Annotated in this window: 14 protein-coding genes; 13 read left to right on the forward strand and 1 reads right to left on the reverse strand. The window is 65.4% G+C overall.

Annotation, left to right across the window (positions count from 1 at the left end; all coding sequences use genetic code 11):
* The first annotated feature begins 208 nt into the window (after positions 1 to 208).
* The 5 genes from rho (at position 209) to AC1DBX_RS05450 (ending at position 6,171) form a co-directional block, all read left to right on the forward strand.
* A complete protein-coding gene (rho, locus tag AC1DBX_RS05430) occupies positions 209 to 2,383 on the forward strand; it encodes a transcription termination factor Rho (RefSeq protein WP_476858837.1) in 2,175 nt (724 codons plus the stop codon).
* A 258-nt stretch (positions 2,384 to 2,641) separates the two neighbouring features.
* A complete protein-coding gene (gene prfA, locus AC1DBX_RS05435) occupies positions 2,642 to 3,715 on the forward strand; it encodes a peptide chain release factor 1 (protein WP_079554478.1) in 1,074 nt (357 codons plus the stop codon).
* Positions 3,716 to 3,731: 16 nt separating this feature from the next.
* On the forward strand, positions 3,732 to 4,661 hold the full coding sequence (prmC, locus tag AC1DBX_RS05440; RefSeq protein ID WP_476931234.1) for a peptide chain release factor N(5)-glutamine methyltransferase: 930 nt from the start codon (positions 3,732 to 3,734) through the stop codon (positions 4,659 to 4,661).
* Positions 4,658 to 5,407 carry an L-threonylcarbamoyladenylate synthase gene (locus tag AC1DBX_RS05445; protein WP_476931235.1) on the forward strand — a complete coding sequence of 250 codons (750 nt, stop codon included), beginning with the start codon at positions 4,658 to 4,660 and terminating at the stop codon, positions 5,405 to 5,407. Before prmC ends, AC1DBX_RS05445 begins: the two co-directional genes overlap by 4 nt.
* Positions 5,404 to 6,171: a WecB/TagA/CpsF family glycosyltransferase gene (locus AC1DBX_RS05450; RefSeq protein ID WP_476931236.1), complete on the forward strand. Its 768-nt coding sequence runs from the start codon at positions 5,404 to 5,406 to the stop codon at positions 6,169 to 6,171. Before AC1DBX_RS05445 ends, AC1DBX_RS05450 begins: the two co-directional genes overlap by 4 nt.
* Before the next feature lie 33 nt (positions 6,172 to 6,204).
* On the opposite strand, the gene AC1DBX_RS05455 is transcribed toward AC1DBX_RS05450, so the two are convergent.
* Positions 6,205 to 7,101, reverse strand: a complete 897-nt coding sequence (locus AC1DBX_RS05455; RefSeq protein ID WP_476858834.1) for a glycosyltransferase — start codon at positions 7,099 to 7,101, stop codon at positions 6,205 to 6,207.
* A 305-nt stretch (positions 7,102 to 7,406) separates the two neighbouring features.
* Between AC1DBX_RS05455 and AC1DBX_RS05460 the strand changes: the two genes are divergently transcribed.
* The 8 genes from AC1DBX_RS05460 (at position 7,407) to atpA (ending at position 13,885) form a co-directional block, all read left to right on the forward strand.
* On the forward strand, positions 7,407 to 8,531 hold the full coding sequence (locus AC1DBX_RS05460; RefSeq protein WP_476848847.1) for an MraY family glycosyltransferase: 1,125 nt from the start codon (positions 7,407 to 7,409) through the stop codon (positions 8,529 to 8,531).
* 129 nt (positions 8,532 to 8,660) lie between these two features.
* Complete coding sequence (locus AC1DBX_RS05465; RefSeq protein WP_476931237.1) at positions 8,661 to 9,146, forward strand: hypothetical protein; 486 nt, start codon at positions 8,661 to 8,663, stop codon at positions 9,144 to 9,146.
* Positions 9,139 to 9,501 (forward strand): hypothetical protein, encoded by a 363-nt coding sequence (locus tag AC1DBX_RS05470; RefSeq protein WP_476873179.1) that lies wholly within the window; start codon positions 9,139 to 9,141, stop codon positions 9,499 to 9,501. The genes AC1DBX_RS05465 and AC1DBX_RS05470 overlap by 8 nt, the downstream gene beginning before the upstream one ends.
* Positions 9,502 to 9,592: 91 nt before the next feature.
* Positions 9,593 to 10,393: a F0F1 ATP synthase subunit A gene (gene atpB / locus AC1DBX_RS05475; RefSeq protein WP_223916023.1), complete on the forward strand. Its 801-nt coding sequence runs from the start codon at positions 9,593 to 9,595 to the stop codon at positions 10,391 to 10,393.
* A gap of 125 nt (positions 10,394 to 10,518) precedes the next feature.
* Positions 10,519 to 10,737, forward strand: coding sequence for an ATP synthase F0 subunit C (gene atpE, locus AC1DBX_RS05480; RefSeq protein WP_003804776.1), 219 nt, complete (start codon positions 10,519 to 10,521; stop codon positions 10,735 to 10,737).
* Between the two features lie 48 nt (positions 10,738 to 10,785).
* The gene (locus tag AC1DBX_RS05485) at positions 10,786 to 11,337 is read left to right on the forward strand and encodes a F0F1 ATP synthase subunit B (RefSeq protein WP_223916021.1); all 552 of its coding nucleotides are present in this window, start codon (positions 10,786 to 10,788) and stop codon (positions 11,335 to 11,337) included.
* Complete coding sequence (locus AC1DBX_RS05490; RefSeq protein ID WP_230008751.1) at positions 11,337 to 12,164, forward strand: F0F1 ATP synthase subunit delta; 828 nt, start codon at positions 11,337 to 11,339, stop codon at positions 12,162 to 12,164. Before AC1DBX_RS05485 ends, AC1DBX_RS05490 begins: the two co-directional genes overlap by 1 nt.
* Positions 12,165 to 12,247: 83 nt before the next feature.
* Positions 12,248 to 13,885 (forward strand): F0F1 ATP synthase subunit alpha, encoded by a 1,638-nt coding sequence (atpA, locus tag AC1DBX_RS05495; RefSeq protein ID WP_026266817.1) that lies wholly within the window; start codon positions 12,248 to 12,250, stop codon positions 13,883 to 13,885.
* Positions 13,886 to 13,920 lie beyond the last annotated feature (35 nt).

The following is a 13,920-nucleotide window of genomic DNA, read 5'->3' on the forward strand; positions in this document are numbered from 1 at the left end:
CAGGAATCAGCAGAATTGATCTGCCCCCTGAAACTCAGCCCGCCGTTCCTCATTTCTCGGATCGTGCATGGTGAAGCAATATCCGGCCCTGCTGGCCGATATACATCCGGCAAGGCCGAAATCCCGGCTGCAGATCTGAACTGCAGCCCAGATCAAATCACCGCGTCCAGCTCTTAGCCTGGACGCCGTCGAGGGGGAAGGATCCTTCGTGACCGAAACCACTGAGCTGTCTCCGGCTGTGGATACATCTTCTGCTGCCGAATCAACGGCAGCACCCGCCAAGAGCAGCGGCCTTGCAGGCCTTAAGCTCGCCCAGCTCCAGGCCCTCGCCAGCCAGCTGGGCATTTCCGGCGGTTCGCGCATGCGCAAGGGTGATCTGGTCACGGCCATTTCCGCCCACCGCGCAGGCACCCCGGTAAGCAAGGCTCCGGCCCGCGCTGCCGAAAAGGCGAGCGACAACGGCACTGTGTCCCACGCAGCGGCCCCGGCAGCTGCGCCCGCAACAGCGCCCGCCGCCGATGACGCCCCCGCCCAGGAAAGCCCCCGCGCCCGCCGTGGCCGCAGCCGCCGCGCAGGCAGCGACGGAGTCGTCACGGCGCCCGTCGTAGAGGCACCCGCCGCCGCCCCGGCTGAAGCCCCCGCGGTTTCCACCGACTCCGGCGCCTCCGCGACTGCCGAATCCGGTTCTGCCGTTTCCGGGACCGAAGGCAGCGACCGCACGAGGCAGCCGCGCACCCGCAACCGCCGCCGCGGCGAAGCCGCAGCCCAGGCCACCGAGGCCGGCCAGACCGCCGTCGAGGCCCAGGCCGAACAGCCCGCCATTGAACAGCGTGAACAGCGCACTGAGCAGCGCGAACAGCGCACTGAACAGCGCACTGAACAGCGCGAACAGCGTGAACAGCGCACCGAACAGCGCGAGCCCGGCAGCGAAGACGGCCAGCGCCGTGACACCCGCACCCGTGGCGGCCGCGACGACTCGGCCGGCACCCGCGAGAGCACCCGCGAAAACACCCGCGACAGCGATGATTCTGACGGCGGAAGCCGCCGGAACCGCCGCAACCGTCGTGACCGCAACGACCGCGGTGACCGCCAGGGCCAGCAGGACAGCCGCGACAACTCCTCGCGCAACGACCGCTTCCGCGACCGCAACGACCGCCGCCGCGGGCGTCAGCAGGGACCCGACGTCGACGACGTTGAGGTCACCGAGGACGATGTCCTGCTGCCGGTCGCGGGTATCCTCGACGTGCTCGAGAACTACGCGTTCATCCGCACCTCCGGTTACCTGCCGGGCCCGAACGACGTCTACGTCTCCCTCGCCCAGGTCAAGAAGTACAACCTGCGCAAGGGCGACGCCGTCGTCGGCGCCATCCGTGCACCGCGCGAAGGCGAAGCCCAGCAGGGGAATCAGCAGCAGTCCGCCCGCCAGAAGTTCAACGCCCTGGTCCGCGTCACCTCGGTGAACGGCAAGACGCCGGAAGAGCTCAAGGACCGCGTCGAATTCGCGAAGCTCGTCCCGCTCTACCCCTCCGAACGCCTGCGCCTCGAGACGGACCCGAAGAAGATCGGCCCGCGCGTCATCGACCTCGTGGCCCCGATCGGCAAGGGCCAGCGCGGTCTGATCGTTTCGCCGCCGAAGGCCGGCAAGACGCTCATCCTGCAGTCCATCGCCAACGCCATCACCACCAACAATCCTGAGGTCCACCTCATGATGGTGCTCGTTGACGAACGTCCCGAAGAAGTCACGGACATGCAGCGCACCGTCAAGGGTGAGGTCATTGCCTCCACCTTCGACCGTCCCGCCGACGACCACACCACCGTGGCCGAGCTTTCCATCGAGCGCGCCAAGCGCCTCGTGGAAATGGGCATGGACGTTGTGGTGCTCCTTGATTCCATGACCCGCCTGGGCCGTGCCTACAACCTGGCAGCACCGGCCTCCGGCCGCATCCTGTCCGGTGGTGTGGACTCCGCAGCGCTGTACCCGCCGAAGCGCTTCTTCGGTGCAGCCCGCAACATCGAAAACGGCGGCTCGCTGACCATCCTGGCCACCGCGCTCGTCGAGACCGGTTCCAAGATGGACGAGGTCATCTTCGAAGAGTTCAAGGGCACCGGCAACATGGAACTGCGCCTGTCCCGCCAGCTCGCGGACAAGCGCATCTTCCCGGCCGTGGACGTCAACGCGTCCGGTACCCGCCGTGAGGAAAACCTGCTTTCCCCCGAGGAAGTCAAGATCATGTGGAAGCTGCGCCGCGTCCTGTCCGGACTCGAAACGCAGCAGAGCCTTGAGCTGCTGACCAACAAGATCCGGGAGACCCAGAGCAACGTCGAGTTCCTCATGCAGGTGCAGAAGACGACGCTTGGTGCGAAGTCCGATAACGACAAGTAGCTGGCTTTCGCCGCTCAAAATATGCCGGCCCCGCCCCTCCGCCGGGTGGCCAACGATCTGCGATCGTTAGCCACCCGGCTCCGGCAGGCCCGAAGCCACTCCCTGGCCGGCATATTTTGAGCGGCTTCTGGTTTAACTCACCACCCCCTGGCCGGAGCAACGCGGGGTCACCTACGGCCCATCAGGGCCGCCGGAATGGGCGGTAAGTGACCCCGCGTTGCAGTAACTAGACTTGAGAGAGTCGAAAGAGGTTTGAAAATGTTTGAGTCCGTACAGGGCCTGTTGGATGAGCACGACTCTATCCAGGCTCAGCTGGGGGATCCTGCTGTCTATGCTGACCAGCGGCTGGCCCGGAAGCTGGGGCGGCGTTCTGCCCAGTTGAACGGCATTGTGGAGGCCTACCACCGCTGGGAAGGCATCCGCGATGACCTGGCCGCTGCCAAGGAAATGGCGGACGAGGACCCCGAGTTTGCGGCCGAGGTGCCCGAGCTGGAGGCCGCGCTGGAGCTGGCGGCGGCCAAGCTGCGCCGGCTGCTGATCCCGCGCGACCCGGACGACTCCCGCAACGTGATCCTCGAGGTCAAGGGCGGCGAAGGCGGCGACGAGGCAGCCCTGTTCGCCGCGGACCTGCTGCGGATGTACAGCCGTTACGCGGAATCCCGCGGCTGGAAGACCGAGATCATCTCCGCCACCGAGTCGGACCTCGGCGGGTACAAGGACGTCCAGATGGCCGTCAAGGGCAGCTCGAACGATCCGGCCGAAGGCGTGTACGCCCGGCTCAAGTTCGAAGGCGGCGTGCACCGGGTCCAGCGTGTTCCCGTCACCGAATCCCAGGGCCGCATCCACACCTCGGCCGCCGGCGTGCTGGTGCTGCCCGAAGTGGACGAGCCCGAGGAGCTCGAGATCAACCAGAACGATCTCAAGATCGACGTCTACCGCTCCTCCGGTCCCGGCGGGCAGTCGGTCAACACCACCGACTCCGCAGTGCGCATCACGCACCTTCCCACCGGAATCGTCGTCGCCATGCAGAACGAAAAATCGCAGCTGCAGAACCGTGAGGCCGGCATGCGCGTGCTGCGTGCCCGCATCCTGGCGCACCAGCAGGAGCTGATCGACGCCGAAAACTCGGCGCAGCGCAAGTCGCAGATCCGCACCATGGACCGCTCCGAGCGCATCCGTACCTATAACTACCCGGAAAACCGGATTGCGGACCACCGCACCGGTTACAAGGCCTACAACCTGGACCAGGTCATGAACGGCGACCTGGAACCGGTGATCCAGTCGGCCATCGAATTGGACGAGCAGTCCCGGCTCGACGCCATCGGCGAATAGGCGCGGGTCACTGGTGATGACTGCAGGTGATGGTCCGAGCCTCGCGGAGGCCGTCAGCGAGGCGACGGCGGTCCTCGCGGCGGCCGGCGTGCCCAGCCCGCGCGTGGACGCCGAGCTCCTGGCCGAGCACCTGCTCGGCGTCGGACTGGGCCGGTTGCGCGCGCTGATGCTCGGGGACTCGCCGGCGCCGGAAGGCTACGCCGACCTGGTCGCCGAACGGGCGCAGCGGATCCCGCTGCAGCACATAACGGGCGTGGCGCACTTCCGCTACCTCGAACTCGCCGTCGGTCCCGGTGTGTTCATCCCGCGGCCGGAGACCGAATCCGTGGTGCAGCTGGTCCTGGACTGGCTCAGCGCTAGGAAACAACTGGACGCCCTGGCGCACCCCAAGGTCGTGGACCTGGGCACCGGGTCCGGTGCCATTGCAGGCTCGATCGCCCATGAGGTTCCCGGCGCGGAAGTCCACGCGGTCGAGTTCAGCGAATTCGCGCACGCGTGGGCGGCGAAAAACTTGGCTCCCCTGGGCGTCCACCTCATCCGCGGCGACCTGCGCGACGCGCTGGCCGAACACAACGGCACGTTCGACGTCGTCGTCTCCAACCCGCCCTACATCCCCGCCGAAGCGATCCCGAACGAACCCGAAGTGGCGCTGCACGACCCGCCCGAGGCGCTCTACGGCGGGGGAGCGGACGGGATGGAACTTCCGACGGCGGCGGCCGCCTCGGCTGCCCGCCTGCTGGCCCCCGGCGGCTACTTCGTGATGGAGCACGCCGAGGTCCAGTCGGAATGGATCGCCGTGATGCTCAAACGCGCCGGGGTGTTCGCCGGGGTGACAACGCACCGTGACCTCAACGGCAAGGACCGCGCCACCAGCGCCGTCCTGGCACCGTCAGGGCCGACGCCCGCGAAAAATCGTGTGACAAGTGATGAAAGAATAGGCCAGTGACGACTAGCTACGATTGCACGGCGGCCGAGCAGCGCGCTGCGGGACTTGAGCACGCCCAACGGGCCATCCGGGAGAACAAGTGCGTGGTCTTTCCCACGGACACGGTCTACGGGATTGCGGCCGACGCCTTTTCACCCCTTGCCGTGACCCTGCTGCTCGCCTCCAAGGGCCGGAGCCGGAAGATGCCGCCGCCCGTGCTGATCCCCAGGCTGAACGCCCTCGATGGCCTGGCCACGGACGTTCCGGCCGAGGCGCGGCGGCTGGCCGAGGCGTTCTGGCCCGGCGGCCTGACCCTGATCCTGCATGCCCAGCCGTCGTTGGACTGGGATCTCGGCGAGACCAAGGGCACGGTCGCCCTGCGGATCCCGGCCGACGAGATCGCCCAGGACCTGCTGACGCTTACCGGACCCCTCGCGGTGTCCTCCGCTAACCGCACCGGGCACGCCGCGGCGCAGACCGCCGCGGACGCCGAAGCCCAGCTGGCGGAATCCGTGGAGGTTTACCTGGAGGGCGGACCCCGGCCCGCCGACGGCGCCGAGGCCCTCGCCTCGACCATCGTCGACGCGACGGCGCTGCCCTTGCGCGTCGTCCGGCAGGGAGCCATCAGCCTCGACCGCCTGCGCGGCGTGGTGCCCGGCGTCCTGGACATCGACGGCAACGCCCCCGATGCTGCGGACGCTCCGGAGGCCGCCGCAGAGTCCGCCGCTGCGCCGGGCGACGCTGCGCCGGAGCCCGGTTCCGCATGACGCTGGAGCGTCAGCGCGTCCCTTTCCTCGACGTCGAAGCGACCCCCGTGACGGTGTCCGAGCTGACCGCGGTCCTCAGCACCTTCATGGCCGAGGGCAAGACCCGGATCGTGGTGGGCCACAACCTGCACAGCGTGACGCTGCTGCACTCCGATCTTGCCTTCCGCTCTTTCTATGAGCGCAGCGACGTGGTCCTGATCGACGGCGCACCGGTGCTCTGGCTCTGGGCGAAGACCGGCGAAGAGGACGACGGCAGGGAACCGGTGATGGACTACCGCCTTGGGTCGACCGACTGGATTCCCGCGCTCGGCAATGTCGCGGGACTGGAGCGCATTGCGGTCATCGGTGCAGGCGCCGTGGCCAACGCCGGTGCCGTGGCCAGGCTGCGGGAGATCGTCCCCGGGGCGCGGGTCGACGGCATGCCCGGCGAAGGCTGGAACAAGGAAGTTGAGGAAGCCGCGGTCGAATGGCTGAACCGGCTGCGCCCGCAGCTTGTGCTGCTGGGCCTCGGGATGCCGCTGCAGGAGCAGGTCATGGCCCGCCGGCTTGCCGCGCTTCCGCCTGCGGTCTACTGCACCGTCGGCGGCGCCATCGAACAGATTGCCGGTGTGCAGAAACTGGCGCCGCGCTGGATCGGCCGGCTCGGACTCGAATGGGCATGGCGGCTCATGCTCCACCCGCAGCGGGTAGCCTACCGGGTGTTCGGCGAACCCTGGGTGCTGCTGGGCCTGCTGCTCCGCCGGCGCCTGCGCCGGCAGCCCTAGGCTGCCGGCGGGGCTGCGGGCGGGGGACCACGGTCAGAACTTCTGGTCCTCCAGCGGGCCGAAGCCCTTGCCGCGGAGCCCGGCGGAAAAGGCGCGGAACCAGTCAGCGAGCCCGCGGAAGTCGCCGCTGCGCAGGAAGTAGCCGAGGTAGCCGCCCACATCCGCGATGAAGGACTTGACCCGGAAGTGGCGGCGGATCATGTACCCGCGGTTCCGGTAGTAGAAGTAGCGCTTGAAGGCGGAATCCGGAACGATCACGTGCCACCGCGCACCGAAGACGTGCTTGGTTTCAGCGAAGGCGTGCGGGTGCGTGATGGCGGCGGTGGTCACCGTGCCGAAGCGGATCCCGGCCTTCCTGAGCCTGAGCGTGAAGTCCACCTCGTCGCCACGGATGAAAAGGCGCATGTCCGGCAGGCCGACTTTGAAGAAGACATCGGAACGGATCAGGGCGCCGTTGAAGAAGTGCCCGTCGTCGGGCAGGAATCCGACCTTTTCCACCTCCGCGCGCTCATGCGTGACCTTGCCGTCCAGCCGGAAGAAAAAGGACAGCTGGTCCGGGTGGCCGGGGGCCACCACGAGGGGCACGACGGCGTCCAGGTCACGTTCCTGGGCCTCACGGAGCAACGTGGCAAGGCAGTCGGGATCTGCCGGTTCGGCGTCGTCGTCCATCATCCAGATCCAGTCAGCCCCGCTGGCCACGGCCTTGAGGATGGCCAACGAGAATCCGCCGGCGCCGCCGAGGTTTGCCTCGGACCGGACATAGTCCACGTTGGCGTGCTGGCCAGCAACGTCCGTCGACGGCACGGTGCCACTGTCGACGAGGCAAATGGACTGCACTGGAGCGGTCTGGTTGTTGATGGCGTCCATCAGGACCGCCAGCTCCCTGGGACGGTCAAACGTCACGGCAGCGACTGCAACCGAGGGGGTCATCGCGGGGTCCTTTCAGCACGACCGTCAGTGGTTTTCCCGCCGGCAGAGGGCCGTGTGACGCGAAGACAGGTGGCCGTTGGCATTAGTATCTTGACTAGAGTCCACTGTAATACAGCCCTGTCAGGCACTACGCACTGCCTGCCCTGCGCACGGCGACGGAGAAGTTTCATTTTTCGAAAGACAGTTCCACCGCAATCGAATCCACCCCATTTCCGCAGCTCACCGGCGCGTCCGGTGCTGCGGGACGTGCCGGCGTGCGGTGCCTGTGCTGACGGTACTGACGGCGTTTGGCTGGTGGTCGTCCCGTGATCATGTACCTGCTCATGATGCTGACGGCAGCGATCGTGACCTACGCGGCGACATGGGGTGCCCGGCTCGCGGGCAACAAGCTGGAGCTGTATTCCCCGATCCGCAGCCGCGACATGCATTCCACCCCGATCTCGCGGCTCGGCGGCCTCGGCATCTTCGCGGGCGTGCTGGTTGCCCTGGTCACGGCGAGCAATTCGTTCTTCGTCAAGGACATCTTCCGGAACAACACGGCCCCATGGGGAATCCTGGCCGGGGCCGCGGTGATCGTCGTTGTCGGCGTGGCGGACGACCTGCTGGATCTGAGGTGGTGGGTCAAGCTGATCGGCCAAAGCGCCGCGGCACTGGTCGTGGCCACCTGGGGGGTCCGGATGACGATCATCCCGTTCATTCCCGAGCCGATCGTGATCCAGAACGAGGCCGTGAGCATTGTGTTGACGGCCGGGTTGATCGTCACCACCATGAATGCGTTCAATTTCATCGACGGACTGGACGGGCTCGCCGCGGGCGTGGCGATCATCGGCGGAGCGGCGTTCTTCCTCACGGCCTACTGGGTCCACCGCACGGCCGTCCTGCTGGACCGTTCGGACCTCGCCACCCTGCTGACCGCCGTCGTGGTCGGCAGCTGCGTCGGCTTCCTGCCGCACAACTGGTTCCCCTCCAAAATCTTCATGGGCGATTCCGGGGCCATGCTGATTGGCCTGCTGATGGCCTCGGCCGGCGTCGTCTCGACCGGCCAGATCAGCTCAGGCCTCTACGACCGGGCCAACGGCATCCCCACGATCATCCCCATCCTGTTGCCGTTCGCGGTGCTGTTCCTGCCGCTGCTGGACCTGTGCCTGGCGGTGGTGCGGCGGACAGCGCTGGGCCGGTCGCCGTGGTCGGCGGACCGCGGACACCTGCACCACAAACTCCTGGACATCGGATACTCGCACCGCGGCGCCGTCGTGCTGATGTACTTGTGGACCTGCATCCTTGCCTTCGGCGGCCTCGCTTTCGCGATCTTCCCCTGGCACATAGTCCTCGCCGTCGATCTGGCCGCCGCGGCAATCATGGCCGTGGCGACTGCCTGGCCGTACCTGCGCCAGCGCGGGCCGAGGCAGATGGCCCGCACTCCCGAATAGCCTGACCGGCATGCCCGGGGAAACCGGTCCGACGCGCTTTTCCGAATAATTTCTATCTAATGTAGAATTCAGGGGCGGTACTTCGCCGCCTGCCTTGACCAGCAATACGCCAGCGACGATTGGGATCTGATGACCTCCAACGCCGAACCGGAACCCGCTTCCGGCAACGGACCCGTTGGCGTCTCCGGCCCCACAAAATCCCTGTGGCTCAGGCTGCTGGCAATCAGTTCCGCGGCCTCCGCCGCAGCACTGGTGTTGACCGGCACGGCCGCCTTCATCTTTAACGGCGCCGTGGGGCTCTGGTCCGCCCTGTTCGGCGGCGCGCTGGTGATGGCCTTCTTTGCCATCAGCCTCGCGGTGGGCCACTTCGTCGGCCGCAACAACCCCTCGGGAGCGATCGGACTGTTCGTCGCGACGTACTTCGTCAAGGTTGTCGGCTTCGCCGTGGTCCTCTTCGTCATCGGCGCCCCGGCCTGGCTGCACGGCCGCTGGTTCCTGATCGGCGCCGTCGTCACGGTCGTGTTCTGGCAGGCAGCCGAAATTTACGGTTTCAGCAAGGCCAGGCTCCAGATTTACAACGATCCCGAAACGCGAAAAGGCGGCACCGATGTTTAGCCGCAAATCCGGCCGCAGGCCAGTTGCCGGACCACGTACCGGACCAGAAAACCAGCCAGCCAAATCACCCAAAACTACGTCCGGTGCCCCCGGTGTATCGACCGACGGAAGCGACGGCGGATACAACGCCGGAATCGCCGTCTTCAGCTACATTGTTGGCGGAATCATCGTCTGGAGTTTGATAGGGTGGGGACTGGATAATCTGTGGGGAACCCGCTGGATTGTGCTCGCAGGCGCTCTGCTTGGAGCTGCGGGAGGGTTCTATCTTTCTCATATGCACGGCCTCACCAGTAACAGAACTTCAGCTGATGACGGCACTGCTGCACGTGGCCCGTCCCAGGACGAGGAACAGTAATGCCAAATAATTTCACAGGGGGAGAGGCGGGCACCAATGTCGCCGGTCCCCGCCCAACGCCCAATGATGGACACTGCAGAGAGGAAACGCGTTGATCGCGCTTGCGCTCCCGGCCCAAGATTCAGGAACCTTCACGCCTCCTGGAATTGAAGAACTTCACCTGCCGGCTATCATCCCCTGGGGTGCTGCCGACGGATTTTCCAAGCAGATGCTGCTGGTAATCCTGTCGGTCGTCATTATCGGTACATTCTTTGTGATCGCTGCACGGAAGCAGCAGCTGGTTCCCGGCAAGCTGCAGTTCGCTGGCGAGGCCGCCTATAGCTTCGTCCGCAACAGCATCGCCAAGGACATTATCGGCGGCCGGGACTTCATGAAGTATGTCCCGCTGCTGTTCACGCTTTTCTTCTTCATCCTCGTGAACAACATCTACGGTGCAATCCCGCTGATCCAGCTTCCCACCTTCTCGCACGTTGGCGGTGCCTATGTGCTCGCCGCGATCGTGTACGTCACCTGGATCGCCGTCGGCATCCGGAAGAGCGGCCTGAAGTACTTCAAGCTGGCCACGGTTCCGTCCGGTGTGCCGTTCTACATTCTCCCGATCGTCGTACCGATCGAGATCATCTCCAACTTCCTGGTCCGCCCGGTCACGCACAGCCTCCGTCTGTTCGCCACCATGCTGGCCGGCCACCTGATCATCATGATCTCCGGTGCGGGCATCGAATACCTCGTGATGCAGGAAAACGTCCTCCTCAAGGGCGCGTCCGTACTCGTCCTTGGCGGTGCGATCGCCATGTACATGCTCGAAGCGCTGATCATGGTGCTGCAGGCCTACGTCTTCACGCTGTTGACCGCGATCTACATCGAAGGCGCGCTGCACGCCGACAGCCACTAGGCGAAGGCCTTCAGGCGCACACGCCAGAAGGCACAACCCCAGCCGGCACAACATAGTCTTCCCCTCACGGGGATGAAGCAACCCAAACAACCTGCCACATGGGTGGCATCTTGAAAGGAAGAAAAATGGAAGGCTCCATCAACGGCTCCCTCAACCTCATCGGCTACGGCCTCTCCGCCATCGGCGGTGGTATCGGTGTGGGTCTCGTGTTCGCCGCTTACATCAACGGTGTGGCACGTCAGCCGGAAGCCCAGCGCGTCCTGCAGCCGATCGCATTCCTCGGCCTCGCGCTGACTGAAGCCCTCGCCATCCTTGGCCTGGTCTTCGCGTTCGTTCTTAAGTAAACAGAACAACCGAACATCCAGAACCGAGTAGATAAGGACGGGTGAAATATGAATCAAGCGATCATCTCAGCCGCCACCGAAGGCGGTACTAACCCCCTCGTTCCCAATCCTTGGGAAATGCTTGTCGTCTTCGCCGGCTTTGCGCTCCTCTTGTTCATCGTGGTCAAGTACGTTGTCCCGATGTTCGAGAAGACCTTCGCAGAGCGGGCCGAAGCCATCGAGGGCGGTATCGCCAAGGCCGAAAAGGCCCAGGCCGAGGCCTCCGCAGCGCTCGAAGAGTACAAGGCGCAGCTCACGGAAGCCCGCACCGAAGCCAACCGCATCCGCGAGGAAGCACGCGCCGAAGGCGCCCAGATCCTTGCAGAGCTGAAGGAGAAGGCGGCTGCCGAGTCTGCCCGCATCACCGCGCAGGCCCACACGCAGATCGAATCCGAGCGCCAGGCGGCCGTTGTGTCGCTCCGCGCGGAGGTCGGCACGCTGGCCACGACGCTGGCGAGCCGCATCGTCGGCGAGGCACTGAGCGACGATGCACGGTCGGCCCGAGTGGTGGACCGCTTCCTGGCAGATCTGGAGAACCAGAACGCGGGTGTAGCTAAGTAATGGCAGGTGTATCGAGCGAATCGCTGGCCGCTGCGCTGGCGGCACTGGAGGCCAAGCTTCCCACCGCGTCGCTGCAGTTGGCAAAGGAACTCTTCGGAATCCTGGGAACCGTGGACAGCTCGGCCGGCTTGCGCCGTGCTTTGACTGACCCGTCCCGCAGCGGTGACGAAAAGTCGGCGCTGGTCAAGCAGCTCTTCGGCGGGAAAGTATCCGCTGACGCTGTTGAAATCGCAGCCGGACTGGCCAGCTCCCGCTGGGCATCGGCACGGGATATCGGCGATGCACTCGAGACTCTTGCCGCTTCGGTGGTCATCGCTGTTGCCGAGAACAAGTCGGCCGTCTCTGCCTCCGGGCTCAGCGGACTGGAATCGCTGGAGAACGATCTGTTCTCCTTCAACCAGGCCGTTGAGTCCAGCCACGAGGTCCAGCGTGCTCTGTCCGAGCCGCAGGCCAGCCCGGCCGCCAAGGTGTCCCTCGCCGACAAACTCGTACCCGGTGCGAGCGAGGACGCGAAAGTCCTGATCGGGCAGGCCGTCACGGCTCCGCGCGGGCTTAAGGTCACCAGGCTGGTCCGCCGTTTCGCCGAGCTTGCCGCCAAGCGCCAGCAGCGCTGGATTGCAACGGTCGACGTCACCCGTCCGCTGACGGAGACGCAGATCAGCCGCCTGCAGGCGGGGCTGAACGCCCTTTACGGGCGCGAGCTCAAGATCAACATGAATGTTGACCCGGCACTGATCGGTGGCATCCGGATCCAGGTAGGTGACGAAGTGGTTGACGCTTCGGTCGCCGGCCGCCTGGGCCAGCTCCAGCGTCAGCTTGCCGGCTAGCCGGACAAGCACAACCTAACGACAAGAAACCCCGGTCATCGTGAGCAACGATGATCACGAAAACAGGAGAGCAGGGACTGCAGATGGCCGAATTGACCATCAACGCCGACGACGTCCGTAATGCGTTGAACGAGTTCGCGGCGTCCTACGAACCCGGAAACGCAGAGCGCGTAGAGGTCGGCCGTGTAACAACCGCAGGTGACGGCATCGCCCGTGTTGAGGGCCTTCCCTCGGTCATGGCGAACGAGCTGCTTCGCTTCGAAGACGGCACGCTGGGCCTGGCCCAGAACCTCGACGTCCGCGAGATCGGCGTCATCATCCTCGGTGACTTCACCGGAATCGAAGAAGGCCAGGAAGTCCACCGCACCGGGCAGGTTCTGTCCGTGCCGGTTGGCGACGCCTTCCTCGGCCGCGTGGTTGACCCGCTGGGCCAGCCCATCGATGACCTCGGCGAGATCAAGGCCGAGACCACCCGTGCCCTGGAACTCCAGGCACCCGGCGTGACCCAGCGTAAGTCGGTCCACGAGCCGATGCAGACCGGACTCAAGGCTATCGACGCCATGATCCCGATCGGCCGCGGCCAGCGCCAGCTGATCATCGGTGACCGCCAGACCGGCAAGTCCGCCATTGCCATCGACACGATCATCAACCAGAAGGCCAACTGGGCTTCCGGCGACGTGAAGAAGCAGGTGCGCTGCATCTACGTGGCGATCGGCCAGAAGGCATCCACGATCGCAGCCGTCCGCCAGACCCTCGAGGACAACGGCGCCCTGGAATACACCACGATCGTGGCTTCCCCGGCGTCCGACCCCGCAGGCTTCAAGTACCTGGCACCGTACGCCGGCTCGGCCATCGGCCAGCACTGGATGTACGGCGGCAAGCACGTCCTCATCGTGTTCGATGACCTGTCCAAGCAGGCCGAGGCCTACCGTGCAGTGTCACTGCTGCTCCGCCGCCCGCCGGGACGCGAAGCCTACCCGGGCGACGTCTTCTACTTGCACTCCCGTCTGCTGGAGCGTTGTGCCAAGCTCTCCGACGAGCTCGGTGCAGGCTCGATGACCGGTCTGCCGCTGATCGAGACCAAGGCAAACGACGTTTCCGCCTACATCCCGACCAACGTGATCTCCATCACCGATGGCCAGATCTTCCTGCAGTCGGACCTCTTCAACGCCAACCAGCGCCCCGCTGTCGACGTCGGTGTGTCCGTCTCCCGTGTTGGTGGCGCCGCCCAGGTCAAGTCCATGAAGAAGGTCTCCGGTACCTTGAAGCTGGAACTGGCCCAGTACCGCGACATGCAGGCCTTCGCCATGTTTGCCTCGGACCTGGACGCCGCATCGCGCCAGCAGCTGACCCGCGGTGCACGCCTGATGGAACTGCTCAAGCAGGGCCAGTACTCGCCGTTCCCGGTCGAGAACCAGGTCGTCTCCATCTGGGCCGGCACCAACGGCCACCTGGACGAGGTTCCGGTTGAAGACATCAACCGCTTCGAGACCGAGTTCCTGGAGCACCTCAAGCACAAGTCCTCCATCCTGACGACGCTGGCCCAGACCAACGTCATGGACGATGACACCGCTGAAGCACTGAAGACCGCAATCGTGGACTTCAAGAAGGGCTTCTTCGGCGAGGGAGACAACCTCCTGGTCGGTGCGGGGCACGAGGAGCACGCCCCCATCGGCGAGGATCAGGTCGACCAGGAAAAAATCGTCAAGCAGAAGCGCTAGTTTCGCTGGCAGGGACTGCCGGGACCCGCACGGGT

It is taken from the genome of Arthrobacter sp. 10N44_2 (assembly GCF_056394385.1).